The sequence below is a fragment of the Haloplanus sp. CK5-1 genome, from assembly GCF_037201915.1.
Lineage (GTDB): Archaea > Halobacteriota > Halobacteria > Halobacteriales > Haloferacaceae > Haloplanus > Haloplanus salilacus.
On the sequence record NZ_CP147505.1, the window covers coordinates 2,492,199 to 2,517,718 of the forward strand.

Genomic DNA, 25,520 nt, shown 5'->3' on the forward strand with positions numbered 1-25,520 from the left:
CACCACACCATGGCAGCGGACCACCACACCGTCGACGACGGCGGCGAGAGCCTCCCCCTCCCAACGACGATAGCGAGCGGTGCGGTCGCCGCCGCGGTGTTGCTCCCGCTGGTGTGGTTGGTCAGGACCGCCCTCGACGTCGGCCTCGACGACGCCATCGCCATCTCGACCCGGCCGGCGACGGTCCAAGTGTTTCTCAACAGCGCCGCACTCGTCGCCGTCGTCACCGTCGCGTCGGTGCTGATCGGCGTCCCCTTCGCGTATCTGACGGTGCGGACGGACCTCCCCTTCCGCCGGGCGGTCACCGTCGCCGTCTCGCTTCCCCTCGTCATCCCCAGTTACGTCGGCGCCTTCGCCTTCGTCTCGGCTTTCGGCCCACAGGGTGCCTTCCAGCGGCTGCTCGCCCCCCTCGGCGTCGAGCGACTCCCCGACATATACGGCTTCACCGGCGCGGCGCTCGTCATCACGCTGTACACCTACCCGTACGTGTTCATCACGACGCGTGCGGCGCTGAAGTCCCTCGACACGACGTTGATCGACGCCGCGCGGACGCTCGACCACGACCGGTGGGAGGCGTTCCGCCGCGTGACGATTCCCCAGATACGGCCGGCCGTGACCGCCGGGTCGCTGCTGGTCGCGCTGTACACCCTCTCCGATTTCGGTACGCCCGCGATCATGCAGTTCGACGCCTTCACCCGCGTCATCTACGTCGAGTTCACGAGCTTCGGCCGCGACGTCGCGTCCCTGCTCTCCCTCCAACTCGTCGCGGTGACCCTGCTCATCCTCGGCCTCGAATCGCACGTCCGTGGCAACGAACCGCTGCACGCCGGGCGACAGGGGGGACGGACGGGCGGGACCATCCCGCTCGGGCCGTGGAAGTACGTCGCGCTCGCGGCCTGTCTGATCGTCGCCGGCATCGCGTTGCTCGTGCCCCTCGGCATCCTGTTGACGTGGCTGGCGCGGGGCGGAGCGGAGGTGGGGAGCGCGCTCGCCTTCCGCCCGGAGTACGCCCTCAACTCGGTCGGCGTCTCGGCCGGGGCGGCCCTCGTCGCGACGGTCGTCGGCCTGCCGGTGGCCTACCTCGCCGCCGGCTACCGCTCCCGGCTGGCCGACGCCTTCGAGCGGGCGACCTACGTCGGCTACGCCGTGCCGGGTGTGGTGCTCGGTCTCGCGCTGGTCTATCTGGGCACCTCGTACGCCCGTCCGCTCTACCAGACGGTCTACCTGCTGGTCGCGGCCTACGTCATCCGGTTTCTACCACAGGCGGTCGGATCGATGCGCGCCTCCTTCCTCCGAATCAACCCCGCGCTCCCCGAGGCGGCGCGGACGCTCGGTCGCTCCTCTTTCGGTGCGTTCCGCGCGGTGACGCTGCCGCTGATCGCCCCCGGCCTCTTCGGCGGCGCGGCGCTCGTCTTTCTGACGACGATGAAGGAACTGCCGGCGACGCTGTTGCTCCGGCCGTCGGGGTTCAAGACGCTCGTCACCCACATCTGGACGGCGACCGAAGCCGGCTACTACGGTCACGCGGCCGTGCCCGCGCTCATCCTGCTGGGTGTCTCCGGGCTCTCGATGCTTGTTATCCTCTCACAGGAGGGGTACGATGTCAAATAGAACGATGCACGCGACGAACGAGGCGGTGGATCGACGGACAGAGACGGACGGCACGACCGTTCTCGAACTGGACGGGGTCGACAAGTCGTACGGCTCCGAACGGGTCATCGGGGACCTCTCGCTGTCGGTCGAGGAAGGAGAGATACTCACCCTCCTCGGCCCCTCGGGGTGTGGGAAGACGACGACGCTCCGGCTCATCGCGGGGCTCGAACGCCCCGACGCCGGCACCGTCGAACTCGACGACGCGACCGTCTCCGGAGCCAGCCGGTTCGTCGCACCCGAGGACCGCGGCGTCGGCGTCGTCTTCCAGGAGTTCGCGCTCTTTCCCCACCTGACCGCCGCCGAGAACGTCGGCTTCGGGCTGGAGGGGTGGAGCGACGAGGACCGCCAGGCCCGGATCGACGAACTGCTCGACCTCGTGGGACTCGAAGCACAGGGCGACTCCTACCCCGACGAACTCTCCGGCGGGCAACAGCAACGCGTCGCGCTCGCACGGTCGCTCGCACCCGAACCCGAGGTGCTCCTGCTCGACGAACCGTTCTCCAACCTCGACGTCGACCTCCGTGTCCAGATGCGCGAGGAGGTGCGCGAGATCATCAAGCAGACCGGCGTGACCGCCGTCTCGGTCACCCACGACCAGGAGGAGGCGATGTCGATCAGCGACCGCGTGGCCGTCATGAACGACGGCCGGATCGAACAGGTCGGCGACCCCGAAGGGGTGTTTCAACAGCCCGAATCCCGCTTCGTCGCGGGCTTTCTCGGCCACGCCAGTTTCCTCCCCGGCTACGTCCACGGCGGCGAGGTGACGACCGGTCTCGGGCCGATCCCACAGTCCCAGATCAACGGGTTGGCGAGCACGTACGACCGGACGCGCATCGACGTGCTCGTCCGCCCGGACGACATCAGAGCGATCCCGGTCGACGGCGACGCCACCGACGGCCGGATCGTCTCGCGGCGCTACCTCGGCCCGACGATCCTCTACGAGGTCCGCCTCGACGACGACACGAGCGTCCAGTGTATGCACAACCACGACGAGTCCATCCCGCTCGACACGCGGGTCCGCATCGAACTCGACGCCGACCACGAACTCGCGTGGTTCCCGGGCGACCAGCGGCCGACCGAGGCGTCCGACGTCGACACGGAATAGTGCCCCGTCGACCCCGTCGCGACCGCCTCCTCGCCGCCGCGCTCGTCGTCCTCGCCGGCGTCGTCGTCTACTGGCTGGCGGTCGACCTCTTCCCGTACCACTCAGTCAACGACGACGAGGGCGTCTACCTCACGCAGGCGGCCATGCTGCTGGAGGGACAGTTGTACCTCCGGCCTGGACCCCTCGGCGACCTCGTGCGACCGTGGTTTTTCGTCGAGGAAGCGGCCGGCGACGACCTCCGGTACTACTCGAAGTACTCCCCCGTCGCGGCCGGGTTCTTCGCCGTCGGGCAGGCACTCGGCGATCCGAACCTGAGCCTCGGCGTCGTCGCCGCCGGCAACGCCGCCCTCGTGTACGTACTGGCGACCGACGCGTTCGACCGGCGGACCGCCCGATTCGCCGTCGTCGCGCTCGCCGCGACCCCGCTGTTTCTCTTCTCCTCGGCCGTCTTCCTCCCCTACGCCCCGACGACGCTTTGCAACCTCGCGTTCGCGGTGGCGTACGTCCGGACGATGCGCCGCGACTCACCGCGGTGGGGTGTCGTCGCTGGCGCGGCCATCGGCCTCGCCTTCTTCGCCCGCCCCTACACCGCCGTCTGCTTCGCCGCGCCCTTCATCGCTCACTCGCTGGGATCGCTGTGGTGGACGCGCGGGACGGACCGCTTTCGCCCGACACTCGCTCGACTCCTCGCCGTCGCGGGCCTCGGTCTCGCCGGCGTCGCGGCCACCCTCGGCTACAACGCCCTCGTGACTGGCGATCCGCTCCTGTTTCCCTACCAGGTGTTCGGCCCGCAGGACGGACCCGGCTTCGGCCGGCGCGAACTGCTGGGGTACGACCGCCTCTACACGCCCGCACTCGCCGCGGAGACGACGGTCAGACTGCTCACCCTCCTGTCGACGGAGTGGACGGTCGCCGGTCCCGTCGGCACGCTACTCGCGTTGGTCGGACTCCGCCGGCTCCCGACCGATCGGGCGTCGGTCACCGACCCGACGCTCTCCCCGCCCACGCTCCGGGCCGTCGTCGTCGGCATCGTCCCGGCCGTCGTCCTCGGTAACGCCTACTTCTGGGGGACGCTCAACGGACTGGAAAACGGGCTGATCGGCCTGCTTGGGCCGTACTACCACTTCGACCTGCTCCTCCCGCTGTCGGCGTTCGCCGCCGCGGGTGCGTTCGTCCTGTGGGACCGATTCACCGAGAGGGTCCGCCGACTCGACGGGCGGGAACGGCGGGCCGTCCTCGCCGTCGCTCTCCTCGTCGGGACGGGCGTCGGCGGCGCCGCGGCCGTCGACGCCGTCGACGGACCGTACGACGAGAACCGTCTCCGCACGTCGAACCTCGCGACGGCGTACGAGCCGGTCGAGGAGCGGTCGTTCGACGACGCCGTCGTGTTCCTCCCCACGCCCTACGGCGACTGGCTCAACCACCCGTTTCAGCACCTCCGCAACGATCCGGGACTGGACGGCGACGCCCTCTTCGTGCAAAATCAGGGCGACGTCGAGCGGTTCGAGACGATCGACGCGACCGGCGACCGGCGACCGTACCGCTTCACCTACCGCGGGGACTGGACCGGTGCGGTGACGGCGGTCGATCCGGCGCTGGTCCCCCTGTCGGTCGAACGGGGCGACCGCGTGACCGCGACGACGACGCTCGGCGTGCCGGCGCGGGCGACGACCGCCAGGGCGCGGATCGTCACGGAGGCCGGCAGCGCCCGGTACGGAATCGGTCGCGTCGACGACTCGGTGACGGTCGACTGGGAGGTCGGCGGGGAGCGCGCCGGCGTGACCGGGCGCGACCCGGCCGGGAACGCGACCGCACCGCTCCCGACCGGCGTGAGCGAGGTGACGCTGCTCGTGACGTTCGTCGAGCCACAGGGAACGACGGTCACCTACCGGCAGACGGTGAGCGTCGAGCGGACGCCGACGGGCGTTCGCGTCATCTGGCCGCCCGAGACGCGGATCTGTTCGCTCACGACCGACTGCGGGCGTGAGGGGACGTACGTCGGTCCGGACGGCGACTACGTCTCGGGCGTGTCGGTCGAGACGAGCGCGGCGAGTCGGAACGCGTCGTGGGCAGGGTAGCGCTCACAACAGCGTCAGTTCGACGGTGGAAAACGAGCGGTATGCGTCGCCGAGCGCCGCCTCGGGGTCGCCGGTCGCGTCCACCGGCGCGACGGCGACGGCGCCGCGGTCCAACTCGTCGAGGACCGTCCGCTCGCCCAGGAGGACGAGACGATCGGGGTCGCGCCGGTCGAGGACCGCCCGGCAGTCGTCGAGGTGGGCGGCCACCTGTTCGTCGCGGCGGCGCTCGAACCGCGACTGGGAGAACCCACCCTTCGAGTGGGTTGCCTGCACGTCCGTCTCGACGGTCTCGACGTCCCGCAGCTCGCCGCCCTCGTCGACGATACCGACGGCGAACAGGTCCGAGCGCACCAGCGCGACGGTGAGTCCCTCGGGTGGTCGAAACCAGTCTCCGTCGAGACGGAAGCCGGCCCCCCACTCGACGAACGGGGCGGGAGCCAACGGCGGATCGAGCGCGACGCTCACGAGACCGGCGTCGTCGGCACAGACCAGACAGGGCGCGACGCGGCGCGCGAGGGCGGCCCGGTCGCCGAGGGCGTCGGTGAGGGCCTCGGTCGTCGGGTCGTCACGCGAGCCCGATCCCTCGTCTCCTCCGACCATCGTCGTCAACGCTCCCTCCGGCCCGGTCTCGACGCTCCGGAGCCGGGCGAGCACCTCGTCGAGACGGTCGTCACGGAGCGACTCGGTCCCGCGCGGTGTGAGGTCGGGTGCGTCCGCCGACTCCTCGGCGACTCGATCCTCGAGTTCGGCGATCCGGTCCTCGAGACGGTTGACCCGCTCCTCGGCGGCCTGTCGGTCCGTCACCGCGTCGGCGCGACGGTCGCTCTCGGCGTCGAGGCGACGCTCTAGGTGGCGCTTCTCCTCCTCGAGTTCCTCGATGCGCGCCTTCAGTCCGGCCCGCCCGAGCAACCTATCGAGCATAGGGAAGCGAGCGTGCGCCGACGCCTTCTACCCTGTGGCTGAGGCGAGGGGGGCGAGACCGCAGCGACCGGAAGCGAGGCTTCGTGGCGGCGCGGCGAGCGCGCCGAGGCGCGGAGCGGGCGGTGGACCGAAGCACCGACCCGATCAGACGGCCGAGTCGCCGGGGTCGTAGCCCGCGTACCGCAGGAGTTCGGCCGCGCGGTCGGGTTTGGCGAGGAACACCTCGCGCCGATCGGGGAGGTCACCGTCGCTCTCGACGACGCTCGGGGGGAGGCCGAGCGTCCCGGAGGGGACTCCCTCCTCGCCGTGGACCGGGAAGTGTGCCCCGTCGAGTTTCATCACGAGCGGTGCGTCCAGCCGTTCGACGCCCTCGCCGGTGGCGTACAGCCGCTGGTTCATCCGTTCGTGGTCGGCCTCGTGGATGACCGCGTGGTCGTGCTGGTGGGGTTCGACGTACAGTCGCCCGAGGTAGTAGCCGGCGGAGAACTCTTCGAACATGCTGTTCGATGCGTGGTAACGTGCACCACGATATAAGTCTTGTCGGCAGCGTTTATTACGAACCGCTCGCGGCCGTCACCGGGGTCGCCCGACCGTCATCGACCAGACGGCGACGAGACCCAGGAGGACCGCCGGAAACAGCGGCAGGACGAGCATGGCGGTCCGGTAGTGCGCGCCGAGGATCCCTCCAGCGGCGGGCCAGAGGTAGATGATCAGCGGGACGACGAGGACGGCGACGACGACGGCGGCGACGAGGACCCACCCCTCGCGGCCGAGTGCCTCCTCGTCGGGCGGGTCGTCGGAACCGGCGTCGGGGCCGACCCCGGGACTGGTATCCGCGCTCACCGTCGGAGGTGTCGTCGGGGTCGGTCACGTCGCGGGGACGGGGTCGGACTCGACCGGGAAACCACGGGCTGGGCCGGCATCATGGTCGATGGACCGCCTCGACGGACAAAACGCTGTGGCTCGACGGTCCGGTTCGCACGACTGCTCCGGACGACCGTCGGGGAACGGGGATCACCGACTCGTCGTGTCCGTGCTCCCGCAGTCGGGACACTGGAGGAGCGATCCCAGCGACGGGTGGGTCGCAGTCTCCCAGTCGTCGCTCTCGGTCGCTGCCTCGAAGCCGCAGTCGAGACACCTGACGACGGTGGTTGTCGTGTCGTCGACCATACGGGTCCGTACGTCCCGACGTGTCATAGTAGTTTCTCGTCGACGGCAACCCCTTTGGTCGGCGGGCGCCGAACCGATCACATGAGCGACGGTGACGACCACGACCACGGACACGACGGCGACCACGACCACGGACACGACGGCGACCACGACCACCACCATCACGACGTCGAGACTCTCGGTGCGGGCGTCGTGACCGTCACCTCCTCGCGAACGCTCGACGACGACTCGGCGGGCGACGCCATCGCCGCGGCGTTCGAGAGCGAGGGCCACGAGGTGGCGACCCGCGAACTGGTCCCGGACGACCACGATCGGGTGCAGGCGACGCTCGCGAACCTCGCGCGGCGTGGCGACGTCGACGTCGTCGTGAGCACCGGCGGGACGGGCGTGACCCCCGACGACGTGACCGTCGAGGCGGTCCGACCGCTGTTCGAGAAGGCGCTTCCGGGCTTTGGCGAACTGTTCCGACGACTCTCGTACGACGAGATCGGAACGCGCGTGGTGGGGACACGGGCGGTCGCGGGGGTCGTCGACGGCACGCCGACGTTCTGTCTGCCGGGGAGCGAGAACGCCGCGACCCTCGGTGCGGAGGAGGTGATCGTCCCCGAGGCCGGCCACCTGTCCGGACTGGCGACGCGAGAGGAGTGATCGAGCGTCGTCGTCAGGATTTAAGCCCCCGGCCGAGTAGGTCGGGCCATGAGTCAGCAGGAACCACCCGAGCGAGACGACGAGTCGCCGTACGCCGGGAGCAAGGACCGGGACCTCCGGAGCCGCGAAGTGACCGAGGGGCGCGACCGCGCGCCTCACCGATCGATGTTCCGAGCGATGGGGTTCGACGACGACGACCTCGAGTCGCCGATGGTCGGCGTCCCAAACCCCGCCGCCGACATCACGCCGTGTAACGTCCACCTAGACGACGTCGCCGAGTCGGTCGTCGACGGCATCGACGGAGCGGGCGGCATGCCCATCGAGTTCGGAACGATCACCATCTCCGACGCCATCTCGATGGGGACCGAGGGGATGAAATCCTCTCTGATCTCGCGGGAACTGATCGCCGACTCCGTCGAACTCGTCTCCTTCGGCGAGCGGATGGACGCCCTCGTCACGGTCGGCGGCTGTGACAAGAACATGCCCGGCATGATGATGGCCTCCATCCGGACCGACCTGCCCTCCGTCTTCTGTTACGGCGGGTCGATCATGCCCGGCGAACACGACGGCCGCGAGGTCACCATCCAGAACGTCTTCGAGGGTGTCGGGGCCGTCGCCGAGGGCGACATGTCCGACGACGAACTCGACACGCTCGAACGGAACGCTTGCCCCGGTGCGGGCTCCTGTGGCGGGATGTTCACCGCGAACACGATGGCCTCGATCAGCGAGGCCATCGGCTTCGCGCCGCTGGGCTCCGCGTCCCCGCCCGCCGAGGACGAGGCCCGTTACGAGGTGGCCCGCGAGACGGGCGAACTCGTCGTCGACGTGATCGAGGCCGACCGCAAACCCTCCGACTTCCTCTCGGTCGAGTCCTTCGAGAACGCCATCGCGCTCCAGGTCGCGGTGGGTGGCTCGACCAACGCCGTCCTCCACCTGCTGGCGATGGCCGCGGAGGCCGGCGTCGACCTCGACATCGAGGACTTCAACCGTATCAGCGCCCGCACCCCAAAGATCGCCAACCTCCAGCCCGGCGGCGAGCGGGTGATGAACGACCTCCACGAGGTCGGCGGCGTGCCGGTCGTCCTGCGGGAACTGCTCGACGCCGACCTGCTCCACGGCGACGCGCTCACCGTGACCGGCGAGACGATGGGCGAGGCGCTCGACCGCTACGATCCGCCCGCGGTCGCCGACCTCGACGCCGACTTCCTGCACACGGTCGACGACCCGATCCACGAGCGCGGTGCGATCCGGATCCTGACCGGCAACCTCGCCCCCGAAGGCGCGGTCATCAAGATCACCGGCGAGGACCACCTCCACCACGAGGGTCCGGTTCGGGTGTTCGAAGAGGAGAAAAACGCCATGGAGTACGTCCAGGAAGGTCACGTCGAGTCCGGGGACGTCATCTGCATCCGGAACGAGGGCCCACGCGGCGGCCCCGGAATGCGCGAGATGCTCGGCGTCACGAGCGCCGTCGCCGGCCAGGGCCACGCCGAGGACGTGGCACTATTCACCGACGGCCGGTTCTCCGGTGCGACGCGTGGCTTCTCCATCGGCCACGTCGCCCCCGAGGCGTTCGTCGGCGGTCCGATCGCCGCCCTCGAAGACGGCGACGTGGTGACCATCGACATCGACGACCTCGAACTCTCCGTGGATCTGAGCGACGAGGAACTCGAGGCGCGTCTCGACGGCTACGACGCCGAACCGAACTACACGTCCGGGGTACTGGCGAAGTACGGTGCCATGTTCGACTCGGCGGCAAACGGCGCGGTCACCGACCCCGGCTCGAAGCAGGACTGAGACGGCGACCGACTGGCCACCGACGGAGTGTTCCGTCCCGTGCTCGTGACGACGGTGGGGGGAGTTTCATAGTGTTTAGTTCGAATCTTTACCGGTGAGATACGGCCAGATGTTCGGTTCGGTGATCGCGCTCAATCCTCGTGGAATGCATTCTTTCAGCGTCGAGAGATCTGGCATAAGGCGATACTTGAACCACTCTTGCAATTGGTCCCAGCACCCTTCGACAGCGTTCAATTCGGGAAGTTTCGACGGGAAGTACCACACTTCGAGATCATCCCCTCGCACGCACGAGACCGAACTGTCTCCGACAGTTTCGGTCTCGCGCTCACCACTCACGTGCTCCCACAGATCCCTCGCGTAGAAGTAACCCGCTCGATCCAGAAACACCACTAACTCCTCACCGAACTTGTCTTTCAGCGCTTCTAACAGCCGAATCCCGTGGTTCCGTGTGAGATTCTCTTCTGTCCAGCAGAAGAAGCTGTCACCGTCGTCGGTGACAGCGCCCAGCACCGTCACTGAATCCCACGCTGTTGCAACCTCTATTGTCGGGTTTGAGCCAATTGGGTAGAAGCCACGTCGCTGAACAGTTCCGACGTGCTTGGTGAACTGATCGACAACAACGACAGTTTTCTCGGTTAGTTCGGGCCGTTTTTTTCGACTGTCTCCTGAAACTCAGTTTTCTCTTCAGGGTCGGCTTCATGATGTTGAGGCCGTGCTGTCCGCAAGGACAGCCCGGCCTCTTTCAACAAGTCATACGCGTAGGTTTCGTGGTATTCGACGCCGTATTCCTCTTTGGCGTGATGAAGCAAGAGTTTCGCTGACCACGCTTGCTGGTCGTATCCGAGTTCGGTCGGCGGCTGTTGCAACTGCTCGAACAGTCGCTCACGATCTTTGCCCTCGATTTTTGCTGGACCTCCTGGTCGAGGAGCGTCGTAAGGTGCCTGCTCGATCGGTTCTTCCTTGAACCGATCGAGCCAGTTGCGAATCGTTTTCTCGACAACACCGTGGCGGTCAGCCAGTGTATCCAGTTGATCGCCCTTCTTGCGCCCGATCGCCGCGAGAACACGTTCTCGCGGCTTCCCTTCGTCGATCTGGTCCTTGAGATCGTAGAGTTCTTCGAGCGTGATATCGTCAAGCCGACCCATTACCAACGCCAGCGTCTCTATCGGTAAAACAGTTCCCTAGACACTATCAGTCGTCGATCGAGAACTCACCGCTCGTAGGAGGCAACTCCACGACAAATACGCTTCCGTCCGGATCGTTGTCCTCGACCCAGACGGTTCCCCCGTAACGGTTCACGAGCGTTCGAACGAGGTAGAGCCCCAATCCGGTCCCCTCGCTGTCGAAACTCTTCTCGCCCTCCTCGAAGATCTGCTCTTTCTGGTCGTCGGGGATGCCCGGGCCGTTGTCGGCGACACGAATCCGAACCGCCTCGTCGTCAGCAACCGCCGAAACGGAGACTTCCGGGAGTTGCTTGTCGTTGTGTACGATCGCGTTGGTGAGCACGTTCCGGAACACCGAACCCAGCATGTCGTCGGCAAGCACCTCCGTGTCCGGAATCTCTCCTTCGACGGTGACGATGGCGCGTTCGTGACTAGTTCGTACGTCGTCGATCTGCTCTTCGAGGACGGGACGGACGGTCACCGGGATGCGGTCGGCCTCCGAGCGAAGCAACACTTTGGTGACATCGCCGGCGGTTCGAGTGATGTCGACGGCCTCACGACCCGCCTCCAAGATCTGCCGGAGGTACGCCTCCCCGTCGTCCTCGGCGTACTCTTCCAGCATACCGGCATACGCGAGCACAAGCTGGAGGGCGTTGCGAACGTCGTGGCGTACGACCTGGTTGAGCACCTCGAGGTTGTCACGCTGGCGCTCGAGGGTCCGTTCGTACTCCTTACGCTCGTCGATGTCGAGATGGATACCGACGGCTCGAACCGGCTCGCCGTCCGCGTCGCGACTGACGATTCGTCCGATATCTCGGATCCATTTCCAGCTACCGTCGGCGGTTCGCATCCGGTGTTCCGTATCGTAGAGGCCGGTGTCACCCAAGAGGTGGTCGTTCAGTGCGTCCTCGACCCGATCGAGGTCGTCGGGATGGACGCGCCGTTCCCACGCTTCGACGTGGGGATCGATCTCGTCGGGCGAGTATCCGAGCATCCGGGCCCACTGCTCGTTGAACTCCACCTCGTCGGTGGTCAGATCCCAGTCCCAGATGCCGAGATTCGCACCCTCGGTTGCGAGTTCCAACCGCTCTTTGAGCCGTTGGAGCTCTCGTTCTCGCTGTTTCTGTTCGGTGATGTCGGTCGAGACACCACAGAGGCCGGTGATCTCGCCGTCTTCGTAGACCGGGGATTTCCGTGTGAGCCGGACCGTGTTTCCCGACACCGTCGGGACCGTCTCCTCGATTTCGAGGACTTCGCCCGTCTCGATAACCCGTCGATCGTCCGCCCTAGCCTGTTCGGCGACCTCCGGAGGGACGAGGTCGTCGTCGGTCAACCCGACGATATCCCGGTCGTCCACGTTGAACAGTTCACGGCACGCTTGATTCATCATGAGATACTGCCCGTCGGTGTCTTTCAGAAAGACCGCCGCGGACATGGTCTGCAGGACGGTCTCGAACTGGCTGTGGATGTGCTCCAGTTTCCGTTCGTGCTCTTTGCGTCCCGTGATGTCCCGTGCGACTCCGACGATCCGGGTCACCGTTCCGTCGTCGGTGATCGGGGTGAGTTTCGTCTGCCAGTGACTCGTCCCGCCTGGGAGAGTGAGCGTCTCCTCGTACTCGATCGTGTCACGCTGTTCGACACAGCGACGGTAGTTCGTTGCGACGGCTGCACCCTGTTCGTCGCCGAGAAGGTCACGAGGGGTCTGGCCTCGCAGCTCGTCCTCGGACAGCCCGGTTCGCTGTCGGTGCGAGGCGTTGTTCCGCTGGAAGGTGAATCGGTAGTCGTCGTCCGTCTGCTCGACGTCGATCAGGAAGACTGCGTCCTGCATTTCACGAAAGATCGCCTCGTAGATCTTCGTCGACCCGTCATCGATCGCCCGAGCACCCCCGACGTCGGAGTCTTCGTTCATTTGGTCTTCTCCGAGGCACGTACGTCTCCCGGCTAATTATAGTTCAAGGATCGGTTCCGTGGAGCGAGCGTGGTCGTGACACCGAGAGACGATCGCACTCGTCGATCACGGGTGCGTCGCGATCGCCAGCCGTGTAGCGCCGATTCGTCCGAGTTCGGGATGGTGGTCCAATCCGGCCGTTCGGACGGGGCGACGGTGGCTACCGAACGGAGCGGAACTAATCGCCCAGGTCACGTAGCGTCTCGTGAACGCCGACGACCATCGTCGGGACGATCAGCATGAACAGGTGTTCCTCCAGCGGGATCCCGAGCAGGTCGATCCCCGTCCGCATCGGAATCGAGAAGACGCCGACCGAAAGCGTGTACCAGTCCCAGACGTACGCGAAGGGGTAGAGGACGGCGGCCGTCCGCGCGGCGGCCCGGACCGCGCCCGCTCGGACCACCAACGCCACGGCGACCGCCCCCCACAGCACTTCGGTCGCGAGGTAGGTGTACGGGCCGAGGACGGTGATGTCGGGGAGTGCGACCCCCGAGAGCGGGCGGACCCAGACGGCGACGACGAGGAGGGCGAAAAAGAGGTAGGACGCCCGTACCAGCAACATCGTCGCGAGTTCGGCGTCGGCGCGGCGGGCGACGAGGGCGACGGCGAGGAAGGGGAGCGTCGCGAACGCCGATCCACGGGGGACGACACCCGTCGCGGCGAGGGCGACGACGGCGGCCATCCCCGCGCTCATCAACGCCCCGGCGACGAGTCGTGCCCGGTCGCGTCCGACGATGACGGCGACGGTCCGCTTGTCGACCGAGCGGTCGTACGCGTAGTCGGTGGCGTCGTCGACGACCTTGATCCCCGCGAGGACGACGACGAACACGACGGCGAAGGCGACGGCGGTCGTCGAGAGCGCCAGGGACTGGACGTAGTAGCCGCCGAGGAGGGCGAAGCCGATGCCGACGGGGTAGCCAAGCGTCGCCCCGAAGGGGTTCGTGTCGAGGTGAGGCGCGTGGAGGACGGCGACGATCCATCCGGGAAGCGAGAGTAGGGCTGCGACGGCGTCGACGCGGAGGGCGAGGACGACGACCCCGACGAAACAGAGGAGGGTCGACCCGGCGAGCGCGAGGTGACAGCCCCGACGGGTGAGCGGGTGGTCGTCGTCCTCGCCGCGGCGGTGGAAGTCGACGAGACCGTCCTTGACGTGGGCGGTGTAGAGCGCACAGAAGGCGACCGCGAGGTGGAGGGCAGCGAGGCGGGGCGCGCCGAGGCCGCCGAGGACGGCACCGAACCCGGAGGCGGCCAGGGGCGGGAGCATGAACACCGGGTGGATCTGGGAGGCGATGGCCCCGAGAGTGGCGCGGGGGCCCGAGCCGTGTCGGGCGATGGCCATACCGTGGACACGTTCCACACCCACATATACTGCCGGTCGTGGTGGGGGTCGAGGAGGGGGAGCGACGCCGGGGTCGATCGAGAGTGGACGGCCGGTGTCACCCCCGGCTACGCGAAAACCGAGCGGACGGCGCGTCGAACCCGGGCGAACACGCCCGCGGACCGTTCGTCGACCGACTCGGGGGACTGGTCGGTCACACACGTGATCTCCAGACCCTGGTCCCGGCGGAGCGTTATCGTCACTTCGTCGGTGGTCGGTGCCCAGTCGCCGTCGTCCTCGACGACGCCGTGTTCTTCGAGCGCCTGCAGTCGGTCCTTCACGTCCCGCATGTCCATGTTCAACCCGCGAGCGATGTCGCCCGTCGCAGCGGGGCCGTTCGCGTAGAGGTACTCGAGGATTCGGAGGCTGGGCCAGGACGCCACGGTTTCGACGAACTGTACGTCTGCAGCCAGATCCGTGTCGAACAGCCGTTCCAACTCCGTGCGTGATGGAATCTGCATATCAGCTCTGAGTGAGGTTGGAGAGCTCTCTGCTCGCCTGGTCGGTCAGTTTGTACTCGATCCCTCTCGTGCCCTCGGTCGCCCGGATCAGCCCCTCCTTCTCAAGGTCGGTTAGCGACTCTTGGACGTGATAGGGACTGACGTCGAGTACCTCGGTGACGGCGTTGGCGGTGTTCGGTCCGTCGTCGTCGAGGTGCCCGACGATGTCCCTCGCGAGATCCGACAGCTGTTCGAGTTTCTGTGAGGCGTCTTCGGCGAGGACACGCCGGACGAAGTCGAAGTCGATGCGCTCGCGTTCCGCCCTGGCACCCTCCTCGATGACGGTGTTACACTGCCGTCGAAGGTGCCGCGGGTAGGGGGTGACGTCCTGGTGGATGAGGTCGATGGCGTCCCTCGTGAAAGGTTCGACGCCGTCCTCGTCGTGAGAACAGCCCACCCGCTCCCCCCGCTCGCTCGCCGCACAGTAGTATCGGAGCCGTTTGTTCACGAGGTCGAAGGCGCCGTCCGAATCCAGCCCCGAGAGCGTGATTTCGTCGCCGATCCGGTCGGACAGCGGCTCGATCTTCGACTGAATCTGATCGAGCATGTGTGCCGTCCCGTTGAAGACGAAGACGGGTTCCCAGTCCTCGATGTCCCGCTGCAGGTGGAGGATCTGCCGGAGCGTCCCGTCGCTCCCGTTTATCACCTCGTCGTAGAACATGACCGTCCGGACGTCGTTTTCGTACCGCTCCTGTAGTGCCGCGGTGACGTCCTCGTAGAGGTCGGCCTGTGCGGCGGCCGGGTCGACCGGCTCGCCGAGTTCGTCGAGGATCCGCTTGGCCATCGCCTTGCTGTATCGTCCCTTCTGGACGGAGACGAACACCGGCAGATAGCCGTCCACGTCCGCGAGAACGTCGTACATGGTCTTCGTGAGGATCGTCTTCCCGGTCCCGAACGGGCCGATGATGAACGTGTTGACGTTTCGCTGGATGTTCTCGCGGAGTCGGCGCAGTTCGTCCTCGTAGCCGGCGAAGAGCCTCGGATCGGGCCACTTCTCGGCGAACGGGTTCGCCGTGAACCCGTGCTCCCCCGGTTCGTACGGCCAGTTCCCTCCCGATTCGAACTCCGCTTTCATCTCGGAGATCAGGTCGTCCGTCATTGCCGGCCGTTCGAAGTGGGCGATATTCAATATGGCGGCGCCAGTGACTAGATAATAGTTATCGGCTTAATCGGCTTTGATAGGTTTATCTCACTTACTAGAAAAAACAACTATAACAACCGAGGCCGACACCGAGAGTGTGGTGTCCATCATGGGAGATCGAATCCGCGTCGACGGAACCGACGTTCCGGTTGCGGACGGAACGACAGTCGAGGACCTCAAAGAGCGACTCGGTCGCGAGGACGACGAACTGGCGACCTACGAGGAGAACGGGGAGGTGAAAGTGCTCGGCGACCGGGACGTGGTCGCCGACGCCGTCCCCAGCGGGACGAACATCAGCTTCCAGCCCGGCGAGGGGAACGTCTTCGGATGAAGCGGGGGCGCGCGTACGAGGAAGCCGAGAAGCTCGGGCACCGGTATCCGGTCCGGTACAGCGAGGCCGACCGGCGTGTCGTCCTCGAGCGGTTCGACTACCCCGAGGGGTGGTCGCCCCGGTTCGCGCCGATGCGATACGACCTCCCGACGACCTACCCACGGGACATGCCCACGGTCTACGTGTCGAACGAGGTCACCCACGAACACGGGAAACCGGAACACCTCCTCAACAGGATCGGTCCGGCCGACGACGCCGACGACGAGTGGTCGAAGTGGTGCATCGAGGACCACAACGTCGGGTGGGATCCGGGGACGGACACGCTGGTCAAACTGACGACGATGATGCGTGCGTCGCTCGCGAACCCGAACGCCGACAACCCGTTCGCGGGGGACGCCTGAATGCGGACGCTCCGCATCCCCGCCGCGACGGTTCGGCGACTCCGGGCGGAACTGCTCGACGACGACGAACGGGAGCGGTTCGCGTTCCTGTACGCGGGCGACGAGGGTGATCTGCTGGCCAGCCGCGTCGTCCCCGTCGACGACGACGCCATGGCTCGCCAGTCGAAGACGGCGTGTCGACCGGACCCAGCCGTCGAGCGAACCCACGTCGGGGCCTGTTACGACGAACGACTGGCTCCGGTGTTGGTCCACAGTCACCCGTTCGCCGACACCCCGCGATTCAGCAGCGTCGACGTCGAGTCGATGGGTCGGTTTCGGGAGTGGCTCTCCGGGCTCTACCCCGACGAGTCGTTCGGGTTCTCGGTCGTCGGCACCCGCGGCATCGAGGCCGTCGGCGACGCGCCGGGCCGCCTCCAGGCGCTCGACGTCGAAGTCCTCGGCGAGTGGAAGCTCGACACGCCCGTCCCGGGGGCCACGTCCCGGTTCGACACGCCCGCCGACGCCGACGCGACGGCGGACGACGACCGGTTCGACCGGAACGTTCGCGCCTTCGGCACCGAGGGACAGCGTCGGCTGCAGGAGGCCACGGTGGGTGTCGTCGGCGTCGGCGGGCTGGGGTCGATGGTCGCACAGCAACTGGCGCGTCTCGGCGTCGAGGACCTCGTCCTCGTCGACGACGACGTGGTCGAGGAGAGCAACCTCTCGCGGCTGACCGGCGTGTACGACCACCACGTGGGCCGGCCGAAGGTGATCGCCGTCCGGGAGCATCTCTGGCGGGCGGGCAGCGACGATATCGCCGTCGAAGCGGTCGACGGGCGCGTTCAGGACCACACGGAGGCTCTCGACCGGTGCGACGTCGTCGTGGGCTGTGTGGATTCGATGACCGCGCGCTCCGTTTGCAACGAGTACGCGGTCAAGCACCTCACGTACTACCTCGACGCCGGGGTCCGAATCGACACGGCGGATGATCGAGCGGTCGAGATGACCGGGTACGTCCACCTGGTGGCCCCCGGAAGCAACGCCTGCCTCGACTGCTTGGGACGCCACGACCAGGACGCCACACGTCTCGAACGGATGGACCCAGCCGAGCGGAGCGCGGAACTGGAACGCGGGTACATCGACGACGACGACCTGGCGCCCGAACCCGCCGTCGTCCACCTCAACGGCCAGTGTGCCTCGAAGGCCGTCTCCGTCCTCGTCGAACTGGTGACCGGCCGGACCGATCCGCCGGATTTCATTCGGTACGAGGACCACGCCCACGAGATGACCGAGCTGACGACCGACCCGTCCGATGCGTGTCCGACCTGCGGGTCGGACGGTGTTCTCGGCGTGGGTCGGCGGTCGTTCGGCGACGCACACTTCGAACCGGCCGAGGACGCGGCGGCGTCGGACTGAACACACGCTCCGGCACCGAGAGGTGCCACTCCCCCACGTTTCGGGCGTGTCGTCCCGTCGAATCGCCCGCGTGCAGTACCCGTCGACGACCGATCGACAGCTTATCGGTCCCTCCGCCGTAGCCGTCGGGTATGACCGCACGCGAGCGACAGGGACCGCTGGACGGTCTCCGCGTCGTCGACTGCTCCGGCATGATCGCCGGCGGGTTCGCGACGACGCAGTTGGCCGACTTCGGCGCGGACGTGATCAAGGTCGAACACCCCGAGGGGAGTGATCCCCTGCGCGAGTGGCCTCCCTACGACGAACGGGAGGAGCCACGCCCCTCCGAAAAGAGCGAGGAACTACCGCCCTCGGAAGGGAGCGAGGACCCACGTCCCTCGGGAGACGGCGACCCCGTGTCGCTCTGGTGGAAGTCGATCGGGCGCAACAAGCGCTGTGTGACGCTGGATCTGAGTACGGCCGAGGGGAGCGCGCTCCTCCTCGACTTGCTCGCCGACGCCGACGTCCTCTTCGAGAACTTCCGGCCGGGCACCATGGAGAAGTGGGGACTCGGCCCGGACCGCCTCCACGAGGAGAACTCGGGACTGATCGTCGTCCGACAGTCGGGGTACGGACAGACCGGTCCACGCTCTCAGAAGCCGGGCTTTGGCACCGTCGCGGAGGGCATCACGAACTGGGCACACGTCAACGGCTTCCCGGACAGCAAACCCCTGTTGCCGCCGATCAGCCTCGCCGATCTGACCGCCGCCACCTTCGCCGTCCAAGGCGTCATGTTCGCGGTGTTCGAACGCGACGTGGGACGGAGTGGCGGGAGCGGCGAGGGGCAGGTGATCGACATGAGCCTCTACGAACCCCTCTTTCGGCTCTTCCTCTCGGAGGTGGAAGCGTACGACCGCCTCGGCGAGGTGAGAGAGCGGATCGGCAACCACCACGAGAGCGCCGCCCCGCGGAACGTCTACGAGACGACCGACGGCTACATGACCCTCTCGGCGTCGGCCCAGTCCATCTTCGAGAACGTGGCCGAGGCCATCGGCCGGCCGGAGCTGGTCGACGACCCGCGCTTTGCCGACAACGAGAGCCGCGTCGAACACGCCGACGAACTCGACGACGTGATCGAGGCCTGGACCCGGGAGCGCTCGACCGAGGAGGCCATCGAGGAGATGGAGGCCGCGGACGCCATCGTCGGTCCTGTCTACGACATGGCCGACATCTTCGAGGACGAACAGTACGCGGCGAGAAACGACATCGTCGAAGTCGAGGATGACGACCTGGGAACCCTGAAGACGCCGGCCCCGGTGCCTCGTTTCACCCGCACGCCGGGAGCGGTCGAACACGCCGGCCCGAGACACGGCCAACACAACGACGAGGTGTTCCTCGACGAACTCGGCCTCGACGAGGGCGAGTACGACCGCCTGCGCGACGCGGGCGTGATCTGATGGCGACCCTTCGCGACGTGACCATCCGGGAGGCCGCCCAGACTCCCGGACGGAGCTACGGGGTCGACGAACGGATCGCTGCCGGGCGAGCGCTCGACCGTCTGGGCGTCGACGCCGTCCAGGCGGGCTTCCCGGTCGTGGGCGAGACGGACCGCGAGACCGTCCGTCGCCTCGCCGACGACGGCCTCGACGCCGCCATCGTCGGCCTGGCGCGGGCCACGACCGGCGACGTCGAGGCCGCCCTCGACGCCGGTGCCGACGTCGTCGAGGTGATGATCCCGACCTCCGACCGGCAACTGGCCCACGTCCTCGGCGCGTCCCGCGAGGAGGCGCTGGCGATGGCCGGCGAGGCCCTCGACCGCGCCCGGGAGGGCGGCGCGGACGGCCACCTCACGCTCGTCGACGGCTTCCGGACCGACCCCGCCGCCCTCGCCGACGTCTTCGCGTCGGCCTCGTCGGTGCCGACGGTCACCGTCGCCGACACCGTCGGGGCGCGCACGCCCGAGACGGTCCGACGGATCGTCGCCGACCTGCTGGACCGGGGCGTCGACGCCGACCGACTCGGCGTCCACTTCCACGACGACCTGGGGGTTGGGGCGGCGAACACGCTGGCGGCGACCCGGGCTGGCGCGACGAGCGCCGACGTGAGCGTCGCGTCGCTGGGCGAGCGGGCGGGCAACGCCGCGCTCGAACGGGTGGTCGTCGCGGACGCCGTCGACGGCGATGGCGACGGCGCGTTCGCGGTCGACAGGTCGGCGCTCGTGCCGGCGTGCCGGGCCGTCCTCGACGCACTCGGCGAGGACGTCGACCCGCGGACGCCCGTCCTCGGCGAGGCGGTGACGACCCACGAGTCGGGCATCCACACCGCGGCGATGCTGCGCGATCCGGGGGTGTTCGAGCCGTTCGATCCCGCGACGTTCGGGGGCGAGCGCCGCCTCGTCTTCGGCGAGGGGAGCGGTCGAGGGAGCGCCCGGGCGCTTCTGGAGCGGGCGGGCGTCGACCCGACGGCCGAACGCGTGGACCGGCTCCTCGACCTACTCGCCGAGCGCGGCCCACTGGACGTCGAGGCCGCGACGGCGCTGATCGAAGAGTCGTTCTGAGGCCGGGCGAGGCGTGCCAGCGTGGCTCACGGAATCGATTTACGACGCAAGCCCGTGTCGGAGGTATGAACTACGATTCTGCGCTCGACCGTGCGTACGACACGCTCCCCGAGCGAACGCGGGAGGCGGGCGACCGCCTGCAGGTTCCCGACCCAGTCGGCGAGACGGACGGTGCGTTCACGCGGCTGACGAACCTCGGCGACATCGCGGAGGCACTCGACCGGGACCCGGAACACGTCCACCGGTCGATCCAGCGTGAACTCGGGACGAACGGCCAGTTCGACGGCGACCGAGCCCGCTACAACGGCTCCTTCACGGCCGACGAGTTCGACGCCGCCATCGACGCGTACGTCACCGAGTTCGTCACCTGCTCGGAGTGTGGGCTCCCCGACACCAACCTCGTCCGCGAGGACGGCGTCGACATGCTCCGGTGTACGGCGTGTGGGGCCTTCCGCCCGGTCGCCAAGCGCCCGAAGCAGACCGAGAGCGAGGAACAGGCCGTCCTCGAGGAGGGGAAGACCTACCAGGTGCAGATCACCGGCACCGGCCGCAAGGGCGACGGCGTCGCCGAGCGGGGCAAGTACACCATCTTCGTCCCCGGCGCACAGGAAGGGCAGGTCGTCGACGCGTACATCGAGAACATCAGCGGGACGCTCGCGTTCGCGCAGTTGGCGTAAACCGAAACCGATAGCCGGGGGGCCGCCGTCGTCGACCCATGCGACTGGCGCGCATCTCCACCGCGAAGGGACCGCTGACCGGCGAGTACGACGACGGCGTCGTCCACGCCGACGGCGACGCGTACGTCGTCGGCGAGGACGCCGAACTGATGGCGCCCTGCGAGCCGACGGCGATATTCTGCACCGGCCGGAACTTCGGTGCGAAGATCGAACAGATGGGCGAGGGCGACCGCCCGGACCGGCCGGACTGGTTCGTCAAGCCGCCCCACTCCCTGCACCCGCCCGACCACCCGATCGCGTACCCCGACTGGGTGGAATCGTTCACCTACGCCGGGGAGCTCGCGGCCGTGATCGACGAGCGGTGTCACGACCTCTCGGTCGAGGACGTCGACGACGCCCTGCGGGGGTATACGATCCTGAACGACCTCGACGCGTACGAACAGGACCGCCGAACGGCCCGGAAGGCCTTCGACGGGTCCGCACCGCTCGGGCCGTGGGTCGAGACCGACGCCGACCTCGACGGGATGGCGATGGAGACGGTCGTCTCGGGGGAGCGACGACAGTCCGCGACGACCGACGAGATGATATTCTCGCCCCCGGAAATCGTCGCCTTCCTCTCGGAACGGTACACGTTCCGTCCGGGCGACGTGATCTCTTTCGGGAGTCCGGCCAACCCCGGGTTGCTCGAACCCGGCGACACGGTCGAGATCACCTACGAGGGAGTGGGGACGCTCCGAAACACGATCGAGTAGCCGAAACGTCTTTGCGCCGCGCGTGCGCCGGCGACTCCATGGCCGAGCGTCTCGACGTGTCCGACGGGTTCGACGTCCACGACTACCGCGCGGGGTTGAAACTCCAGCAGCAGGACGGCGACTCGATGCACTTGGAGAACCGCGAGGGGTACGGCTGCCCGGCCTGCGGTCGACCGTTCGACCGACTCTTCGTCTCGTCGGACGACCGGGTCACCTTCGGCAACCCGCCGGATTCGCCGTTCTGTCTCGCCCGAACGGACGGGAAACTGCTCCTGTTGACACACTAGTCCGGATCGACACCGGCCGTGCCCACTGACGTCACGGGGAGCCGTCGAGGCGTGGACCGAAGGCGTGGCGTCCGGGGAAACCGAAAAGGGTGTGGGCGTACGCCCGAAACCGGCCACACGATGTACGAGGAGATCCTGCTCCCGACGGACGGGAGCGAGTCGATGGACACGGTGGTCGACCACGCGGCAGACGTGGCGGGGCGTCGCGACGCGACCGTCCACGTCCTGTACGTGGTCGACGACCGGTCGTTTCTGACCCTGCAGGATGGCATGCAGACGGACGTGGAGGACGAACTCCGGGCCGAGGGGGAGAGTGCCACCGCGTCGGTCGCCGACCGTCTCGACGACGCGGGCGTGACCGTCCGGACGGCGATCCGCAAGGGGGACCCGGGCGACGAGATCCTCGCGTACGCCGAGGCGTCGGGGATCGACCTCGTCGTGATGGGGACCCACGGCGACGACTACCAGCAGACGATGCTCGGGAGCGTCTCCCAGAAGGTCGTGACGATGGCCGACGTGCCCGTCCTCACCGTCGGTATCGACGACTAGCTCTCGGGGTCGAACTCCAGTGCGACGGAGTTGATGCAGTAACGTTCGCCCGTCGGGTCGGGGCCGTCCTCGAAGACGTGGCCGAGGTGACCGCCACACCGTGCACACGACACCTCGGTCCGCGTCATCCCGTGGCGGGTGTCCGTCTCGAAGGTCACCGCACCCTCGATGGCGTCGTAGAAACTGGGCCACCCGCTCTTCGAACTGAACTTGGTGTCGGAGTCGAACAGCGGCGCGCCACACCCCGCACAGGCGTAGGTGCCGTCCTCGGTCCGCTCGATGAGGTCGCCGCTGAACTTCGGTTCGGTGCCGCGTTCGCGGAGGACGTCGTACTCCTCTTCGGACAGGCGGTCACGCCACTCCTCCTCGGACAGGTCGGCAGGGGATCGTTCCTCACTCATACACGCTCTAGGGACTGGGGACTCATAGCCTCGGCGACCGGCGCGACGGTCACGTCCGGGTCGGTACGCCGTCGAGAGCCAGCAAGTCGGTCAGTCCGTCGAGTTCGAACGTGGGTGAGACCGAGAGGTCGTACGCCTCGCGGTGGGGGCGGCGGACGAACGCCGAATCGAGGCCGGCGTTCCGGGCCGCCAGCACGTCGGACTCGCTGTCGCCGACGAAGAGGACGTCCGCGTCGGCGTCGAGATCGGAGAGGGCCCGCCGGAGGTAGTAGGGATCGGGCTTTTTCCGTATCAGGCTCCGGATCGTGGGCGAGCGACCGTACATCGGGTCGAAGAGGTCCCGCGTCGCGAAGAAGTCGTGCATGAACTCGACGGTCGTCTGCTGGTTCGAACTGACGATGCCGCGGGGGGCGTCGATGGCGCGGACGGCGTCGAAGTCGTCGTACAGCGTCGCTCGGCCCGCCCGGAGTTCCGCGCGCTGGGCGTGTGAGGAGTAGTGGTCGCGGGCACACCAGAACCGCGACGGGTCGAGGCCGTACCGCGCACACACCGACGAGAGGCGGTCGGGTGTGACACCGATAGAGAGACGCTCGACGTCGTCGTCGTCCGGGTCGGGGACGCCGAGGGCGTCGAACGCCTCCCACGTCGCGCGCCGGAGCACGGGTTTGCCGACCGGCTCGACGAGGACGCCGTCGTTGTCGAACAGCACCGCCTCGTAGGGCATACGTGGGAGTTGGGGTCGACGGCGAAAAGCGTTACCGACCCCCGCGTCGCGTACCGCGGGAAAGCCGGGGTTTAATTCGCTCGCCCGCGATGTGCGCCCGATGGGTGACGAGCGCGTGGACCGACGGACGATCATCGGGGCCGGGGTCGGGTTGCTCGCGTCGCTATCCGGCTGTGGGCGGCTGTTCGTCGAACCGGAGACGACGACGCCCGGTGGCGGCGAGACGCCGACACCGACGCCGACCGCCACGGCTACGGGGACACCCACACGGGGGCCCCCGGCGACGCGGACGCCGACACGGACGGCCACCGCCGCTCCGCTTCCGAGCGACGGGATCGAGGTGCGGGACCGACGGCTCTCGATCCGGCTGAACCCGACGAAGTCGTACGCGTTCGTCGGCTACCGATTCGAAGTGGAGAACACGGGCGACCGGCCGATCAGGGACGTGGAGTTCCGTGTCGATGTCCGCTACGCACACGAGGACGTCTCCCGGATCGTCGCCACCGACTACCCCCGGTTCTGGTTCGTCCCGCTGGAGGACCGGGACGATGCCGACGAGGACGACGAGGACGACGAGGGACTGGACACGGACGACAGCGAACGGGTGACCGACGAGGTCCGGTTCGAACGCGACGGCCGCGCGGAGAAGTCGACCGCACTCGATCGGTTCGACATCGAACTCACGCTCCGCCGGGTCCGGCGGCGCTGAAGCGGGGCGACGGAACGGGCGCCGAGCGTGGGGGACGACCGCCGTGACAATAACTAAGTCGGTCGCCGTCCGAGTGTCGGCATCTAGCCGGCCCCGTTCGGCACTACCCATGCTCGCGCTCGCCACCCTCGCACTGTTCCTCGCCGTCGGCCTACTGGTCGGTGGATACGCCGTCGCCCGGATCGACGGAATCGGCCACCGCCGGACCCTCGTCGTCGTGGCCGTTCTGCTCGCGGCGGGCGGTGTGACCGCACAGGCGATGCCGGTGTCCGTGACTCCGTCGTCGGAGTCGACGCCCGCGGCCGCACCGACCCCGGAGGCCGCGGCCGTCGCCGACGCGACTGGGGGGACGGAGGTGGTCGAGCGCAGTGAGGCGGCGAGCGACGCGTCGACGCCGTCCGACCCGGTCGGGAACGCGACGGTCGTCGCGGTGAGCGCACCGGACCGCCTCACCTACCGGACCGAGTCCGGTGCCCGGCACACGGTGGGCCTCGCCGGTGTCGACGCTCCGGGCCTCGACGGGGGCGACCCCGAGACGTTCGACGGCGTCCTGACCAGCGACCGGGGGCGACGGTGTCTCGCCGACCACGGCCGGCGAGCGCTCGTCGACCTGCGCACCGACCTGCTCGACGAACAGGTGACCGTCCGAACGGTGGGGACGGCGAAGGGAACGAGGGTCGCCACCGTCGCCGTCGACGGGCGGCTCGTCAACCGGCGACTCGTCGAACGGGGTGACGCCCGGGCGACGGACCGGCGGTACGCCGACGCCGAACGGGCGGCGCGAAGCGCCCACCGGGGCGTCTGGTCGTGCGGCGTCGTCGAACCGGACCGGCCGCTCCGCGAGTCCAACACCTCGACACTCCGAATCGCGGCGGTCCACCCCAACCCGCCGGACGACGCCACCCCGGGAATCGGTGGCGAGTACCTCGTCGTCGAGAACACCGGGGAGCGGGCGGTCGACCTCTCCGACTGGCACGTGGTCGTCGACAGCACGCACTACTACTTCTTCGACGACCGGCGACTCCAACCGGGGGCGGAACTCGTCGTCCACGTCGGGGCGGGGCGCGACACCCAGGGTCACGTCTACTGGGCGGCCGGCCGTCCCGTCCTCGACGACGGGAGCGGGACGATCCGACTCGTCGACGGCGACACCGACCGCGCGGTTCGGCTGTCGTACTGACAGCCCCACGCGCCGACCGTGGCCGGCCGCCGAGTATAAATCGAAAGAACGTTCAACGAAGTTGTAGTTTGACTTA

At 67.9% G+C, this 25,520-nt stretch carries 27 protein-coding genes and 1 pseudogene; 16 read left to right on the forward strand and 12 right to left on the reverse strand.

Annotated elements, in window-relative coordinates:
* Positions 1–9: 9 nt before the first annotated feature.
* The 3 genes from NBT81_RS13260 to NBT81_RS13270 are packed head-to-tail and all read left to right on the forward strand — an operon-like array spanning position 10 to position 4,836.
* Positions 10–1,611, forward strand: coding sequence for an iron ABC transporter permease (locus NBT81_RS13260; protein WP_338739280.1), 1,602 nt, complete (start codon positions 10–12; stop codon positions 1,609–1,611).
* Positions 1,601–2,758 (forward strand): ABC transporter ATP-binding protein, encoded by a 1,158-nt coding sequence (locus NBT81_RS13265; protein ID WP_338739282.1) that lies wholly within the window; start codon positions 1,601–1,603, stop codon positions 2,756–2,758. Before NBT81_RS13260 ends, NBT81_RS13265 begins: the two co-directional genes overlap by 11 nt.
* A complete protein-coding gene (locus NBT81_RS13270; RefSeq protein ID WP_338739284.1) occupies positions 2,758–4,836 on the forward strand; it encodes a glycosyltransferase family 39 protein in 2,079 nt (692 codons plus the stop codon). Before NBT81_RS13265 ends, NBT81_RS13270 begins: the two co-directional genes overlap by 1 nt.
* A gap of 3 nt (positions 4,837–4,839) precedes the next feature.
* On the opposite strand, the gene NBT81_RS13275 is transcribed toward NBT81_RS13270, so the two are convergent.
* From NBT81_RS13275 to NBT81_RS13290, 4 genes are all read right to left on the reverse strand, one after another.
* Positions 4,840–5,757: a Vms1/Ankzf1 family peptidyl-tRNA hydrolase gene (locus NBT81_RS13275; RefSeq protein ID WP_338739286.1), complete on the reverse strand. Its 918-nt coding sequence runs from the start codon at positions 5,755–5,757 to the stop codon at positions 4,840–4,842.
* Positions 5,758–5,901: 144 nt separating this feature from the next.
* Complete coding sequence (locus NBT81_RS13280) at positions 5,902–6,255, reverse strand: DUF5802 family protein (protein ID WP_338739288.1); 354 nt, start codon at positions 6,253–6,255, stop codon at positions 5,902–5,904.
* 75 nt (positions 6,256–6,330) lie between these two features.
* Positions 6,331–6,600: a hypothetical protein gene (locus NBT81_RS13285; protein WP_338739290.1), complete on the reverse strand. Its 270-nt coding sequence runs from the start codon at positions 6,598–6,600 to the stop codon at positions 6,331–6,333.
* 171 nt (positions 6,601–6,771) lie between these two features.
* A complete protein-coding gene (locus NBT81_RS13290; protein ID WP_338739292.1) occupies positions 6,772–6,927 on the reverse strand; it encodes a hypothetical protein in 156 nt (51 codons plus the stop codon).
* A gap of 81 nt (positions 6,928–7,008) precedes the next feature.
* Between NBT81_RS13290 and NBT81_RS13295 the strand changes: the two genes are divergently transcribed.
* On the forward strand, positions 7,009–7,575 hold the full coding sequence (locus tag NBT81_RS13295; protein ID WP_338739293.1) for a molybdenum cofactor biosynthesis protein B: 567 nt from the start codon (positions 7,009–7,011) through the stop codon (positions 7,573–7,575).
* Positions 7,576–7,623: 48 nt separating this feature from the next.
* Positions 7,624–9,372, forward strand: a complete 1,749-nt coding sequence (gene ilvD, locus NBT81_RS13300; RefSeq protein WP_338739295.1) for a dihydroxy-acid dehydratase — start codon at positions 7,624–7,626, stop codon at positions 9,370–9,372.
* Between the two features lie 75 nt (positions 9,373–9,447).
* Here the strand turns inward: ilvD and NBT81_RS13305 are convergent.
* From NBT81_RS13305 to NBT81_RS13330, 6 genes and pseudogenes are all read right to left on the reverse strand, one after another.
* A pseudogene (locus tag NBT81_RS13305) lies at positions 9,448–9,936 on the reverse strand (IS630 family transposase); the annotation flags it as partial.
* A gap of 71 nt (positions 9,937–10,007) precedes the next feature.
* Positions 10,008–10,517: an IS630 family transposase gene (locus tag NBT81_RS13310; protein WP_338739297.1), complete on the reverse strand. Its 510-nt coding sequence runs from the start codon at positions 10,515–10,517 to the stop codon at positions 10,008–10,010.
* A 46-nt stretch (positions 10,518–10,563) separates the two neighbouring features.
* Positions 10,564–12,444 (reverse strand): PAS domain S-box protein, encoded by a 1,881-nt coding sequence (locus NBT81_RS13315; protein WP_338739299.1) that lies wholly within the window; start codon positions 12,442–12,444, stop codon positions 10,564–10,566.
* Between the two features lie 217 nt (positions 12,445–12,661).
* On the reverse strand, positions 12,662–13,822 hold the full coding sequence (locus NBT81_RS13320) for a lycopene cyclase domain-containing protein (protein ID WP_338739301.1): 1,161 nt from the start codon (positions 13,820–13,822) through the stop codon (positions 12,662–12,664).
* Positions 13,823–13,929: 107 nt separating this feature from the next.
* Positions 13,930–14,322: a helix-turn-helix domain-containing protein gene (locus NBT81_RS13325; protein ID WP_338739303.1), complete on the reverse strand. Its 393-nt coding sequence runs from the start codon at positions 14,320–14,322 to the stop codon at positions 13,930–13,932.
* 1 nt (position 14,323) lies between these two features.
* On the reverse strand, positions 14,324–15,460 hold the full coding sequence (locus NBT81_RS13330; protein ID WP_338739304.1) for an AAA family ATPase: 1,137 nt from the start codon (positions 15,458–15,460) through the stop codon (positions 14,324–14,326).
* 151 nt (positions 15,461–15,611) lie between these two features.
* Between NBT81_RS13330 and NBT81_RS13335 the strand changes: the two genes are divergently transcribed.
* The 9 genes from NBT81_RS13335 to NBT81_RS13375 all read left to right on the forward strand — a co-directional run bounded on the left by NBT81_RS13335 (position 15,612) and on the right by NBT81_RS13375 (position 22,430).
* On the forward strand, positions 15,612–15,833 hold the full coding sequence (locus tag NBT81_RS13335; protein WP_338739306.1) for a hypothetical protein: 222 nt from the start codon (positions 15,612–15,614) through the stop codon (positions 15,831–15,833).
* Positions 15,830–16,234: a hypothetical protein gene (locus NBT81_RS13340; RefSeq protein WP_338739308.1), complete on the forward strand. Its 405-nt coding sequence runs from the start codon at positions 15,830–15,832 to the stop codon at positions 16,232–16,234. The genes NBT81_RS13335 and NBT81_RS13340 overlap by 4 nt, the downstream gene beginning before the upstream one ends.
* Positions 16,235–17,629 carry a ThiF family adenylyltransferase gene (locus NBT81_RS13345; protein ID WP_338739310.1) on the forward strand — a complete coding sequence of 465 codons (1,395 nt, stop codon included), beginning with the start codon at positions 16,235–16,237 and terminating at the stop codon, positions 17,627–17,629. It abuts the gene before it with no gap.
* Between the two features lie 131 nt (positions 17,630–17,760).
* Positions 17,761–19,065 carry a CaiB/BaiF CoA-transferase family protein gene (locus NBT81_RS13350; protein ID WP_338739312.1) on the forward strand — a complete coding sequence of 435 codons (1,305 nt, stop codon included), beginning with the start codon at positions 17,761–17,763 and terminating at the stop codon, positions 19,063–19,065.
* A complete protein-coding gene (locus NBT81_RS13355) occupies positions 19,065–20,165 on the forward strand; it encodes a homocitrate synthase/isopropylmalate synthase family protein (RefSeq protein WP_338739314.1) in 1,101 nt (366 codons plus the stop codon). Before NBT81_RS13350 ends, NBT81_RS13355 begins: the two co-directional genes overlap by 1 nt.
* 65 nt (positions 20,166–20,230) lie before the next feature.
* Positions 20,231–20,842 (forward strand): translation initiation factor IF-2 subunit beta, encoded by a 612-nt coding sequence (locus NBT81_RS13360; RefSeq protein ID WP_338739316.1) that lies wholly within the window; start codon positions 20,231–20,233, stop codon positions 20,840–20,842.
* Between the two features lie 38 nt (positions 20,843–20,880).
* Positions 20,881–21,594 (forward strand): fumarylacetoacetate hydrolase family protein, encoded by a 714-nt coding sequence (locus tag NBT81_RS13365; protein ID WP_338739318.1) that lies wholly within the window; start codon positions 20,881–20,883, stop codon positions 21,592–21,594.
* Between the two features lie 38 nt (positions 21,595–21,632).
* On the forward strand, positions 21,633–21,881 hold the full coding sequence (locus NBT81_RS13370; RefSeq protein ID WP_338739319.1) for a DUF7385 family protein: 249 nt from the start codon (positions 21,633–21,635) through the stop codon (positions 21,879–21,881).
* Positions 21,882–22,001: 120 nt separating this feature from the next.
* Entirely contained in the window at positions 22,002–22,430 is a 429-nt protein-coding gene (locus tag NBT81_RS13375) for a universal stress protein (RefSeq protein WP_338739321.1), read from the forward strand.
* Here NBT81_RS13375 and msrB read toward each other — a convergent pair.
* Positions 22,427–22,831 carry a peptide-methionine (R)-S-oxide reductase MsrB gene (gene msrB, locus NBT81_RS13380; RefSeq protein ID WP_338739323.1) on the reverse strand — a complete coding sequence of 135 codons (405 nt, stop codon included), beginning with the start codon at positions 22,829–22,831 and terminating at the stop codon, positions 22,427–22,429. The two genes, NBT81_RS13375 and msrB, sit on opposite strands and share 4 nt — an antisense overlap.
* A gap of 49 nt (positions 22,832–22,880) precedes the next feature.
* Positions 22,881–23,555 carry an HAD family hydrolase gene (locus tag NBT81_RS13385; RefSeq protein WP_338739325.1) on the reverse strand — a complete coding sequence of 225 codons (675 nt, stop codon included), beginning with the start codon at positions 23,553–23,555 and terminating at the stop codon, positions 22,881–22,883.
* Between the two features lie 100 nt (positions 23,556–23,655).
* Here NBT81_RS13385 and NBT81_RS13390 point away from each other — a divergent pair, with 100 nt between their 5' ends.
* Both NBT81_RS13390 and NBT81_RS13395 read left to right on the forward strand, forming a co-directional pair.
* Entirely contained in the window at positions 23,656–24,264 is a 609-nt protein-coding gene (locus NBT81_RS13390) for a hypothetical protein (protein ID WP_338739327.1), read from the forward strand.
* 109 nt (positions 24,265–24,373) lie between these two features.
* On the forward strand, positions 24,374–25,444 hold the full coding sequence (locus NBT81_RS13395; RefSeq protein ID WP_338739329.1) for a lamin tail domain-containing protein: 1,071 nt from the start codon (positions 24,374–24,376) through the stop codon (positions 25,442–25,444).
* Positions 25,445–25,520 lie beyond the last annotated feature (76 nt).

What these genes read in the sequence shown, in the direction of transcription:
- NBT81_RS13260 (WP_338739280.1), top strand. Translation starts at nt 10, where the DNA reads ATGGCAGCGGACCACCACACCGTCGACGACGGCGGCGAGAGCCTCCCC.
- NBT81_RS13340 (WP_338739308.1), top strand. Translation starts at nt 15,830, where the DNA reads ATGAAGCGGGGGCGCGCGTACGAGGAAGCCGAGAAGCTCGGGCACCGG.
- NBT81_RS13360 (WP_338739316.1), top strand. Translation starts at nt 20,231, where the DNA reads ATGAACTACGATTCTGCGCTCGACCGTGCGTACGACACGCTCCCCGAG.
- NBT81_RS13345 (WP_338739310.1), top strand. Translation starts at nt 16,235, where the DNA reads ATGCGGACGCTCCGCATCCCCGCCGCGACGGTTCGGCGACTCCGGGCG.
- NBT81_RS13350 (WP_338739312.1), top strand. Translation starts at nt 17,761, where the DNA reads ATGACCGCACGCGAGCGACAGGGACCGCTGGACGGTCTCCGCGTCGTC.
- NBT81_RS13290 (WP_338739292.1), bottom strand. Translation starts at nt 6,927, where the DNA reads ATGGTCGACGACACGACAACCACCGTCGTCAGGTGTCTCGACTGCGGC.
- NBT81_RS13325 (WP_338739303.1), bottom strand. Translation starts at nt 14,322, where the DNA reads ATGCAGATTCCATCACGCACGGAGTTGGAACGGCTGTTCGACACGGAT.
- NBT81_RS13310 (WP_338739297.1), bottom strand. Translation starts at nt 10,517, where the DNA reads ATGGGTCGGCTTGACGATATCACGCTCGAAGAACTCTACGATCTCAAG.
- NBT81_RS13330 (WP_338739304.1), bottom strand. Translation starts at nt 15,460, where the DNA reads ATGACGGACGACCTGATCTCCGAGATGAAAGCGGAGTTCGAATCGGGA.
- NBT81_RS13395 (WP_338739329.1), top strand. Translation starts at nt 24,374, where the DNA reads ATGCTCGCGCTCGCCACCCTCGCACTGTTCCTCGCCGTCGGCCTACTG.
- NBT81_RS13365 (WP_338739318.1), top strand. Translation starts at nt 20,881, where the DNA reads ATGCGACTGGCGCGCATCTCCACCGCGAAGGGACCGCTGACCGGCGAG.
- NBT81_RS13370 (WP_338739319.1), top strand. Translation starts at nt 21,633, where the DNA reads ATGGCCGAGCGTCTCGACGTGTCCGACGGGTTCGACGTCCACGACTAC.
- NBT81_RS13315 (WP_338739299.1), bottom strand. Translation starts at nt 12,444, where the DNA reads ATGAACGAAGACTCCGACGTCGGGGGTGCTCGGGCGATCGATGACGGG.
- msrB (WP_338739323.1), bottom strand. Translation starts at nt 22,831, where the DNA reads ATGAGTGAGGAACGATCCCCTGCCGACCTGTCCGAGGAGGAGTGGCGT.
- NBT81_RS13375 (WP_338739321.1), top strand. Translation starts at nt 22,002, where the DNA reads ATGTACGAGGAGATCCTGCTCCCGACGGACGGGAGCGAGTCGATGGAC.
- NBT81_RS13265 (WP_338739282.1), top strand. Translation starts at nt 1,601, where the DNA reads ATGTCAAATAGAACGATGCACGCGACGAACGAGGCGGTGGATCGACGG.
- NBT81_RS13295 (WP_338739293.1), top strand. Translation starts at nt 7,009, where the DNA reads ATGAGCGACGGTGACGACCACGACCACGGACACGACGGCGACCACGAC.
- NBT81_RS13390 (WP_338739327.1), top strand. Translation starts at nt 23,656, where the DNA reads ATGGGTGACGAGCGCGTGGACCGACGGACGATCATCGGGGCCGGGGTC.
- ilvD (WP_338739295.1), top strand. Translation starts at nt 7,624, where the DNA reads ATGAGTCAGCAGGAACCACCCGAGCGAGACGACGAGTCGCCGTACGCC.
- NBT81_RS13280 (WP_338739288.1), bottom strand. Translation starts at nt 6,255, where the DNA reads ATGTTCGAAGAGTTCTCCGCCGGCTACTACCTCGGGCGACTGTACGTC.
- NBT81_RS13320 (WP_338739301.1), bottom strand. Translation starts at nt 13,822, where the DNA reads ATGGCCATCGCCCGACACGGCTCGGGCCCCCGCGCCACTCTCGGGGCC.
- NBT81_RS13385 (WP_338739325.1), bottom strand. Translation starts at nt 23,555, where the DNA reads ATGCCCTACGAGGCGGTGCTGTTCGACAACGACGGCGTCCTCGTCGAG.
- NBT81_RS13335 (WP_338739306.1), top strand. Translation starts at nt 15,612, where the DNA reads ATGGGAGATCGAATCCGCGTCGACGGAACCGACGTTCCGGTTGCGGAC.
- NBT81_RS13355 (WP_338739314.1), top strand. Translation starts at nt 19,065, where the DNA reads ATGGCGACCCTTCGCGACGTGACCATCCGGGAGGCCGCCCAGACTCCC.
- NBT81_RS13275 (WP_338739286.1), bottom strand. Translation starts at nt 5,757, where the DNA reads ATGCTCGATAGGTTGCTCGGGCGGGCCGGACTGAAGGCGCGCATCGAG.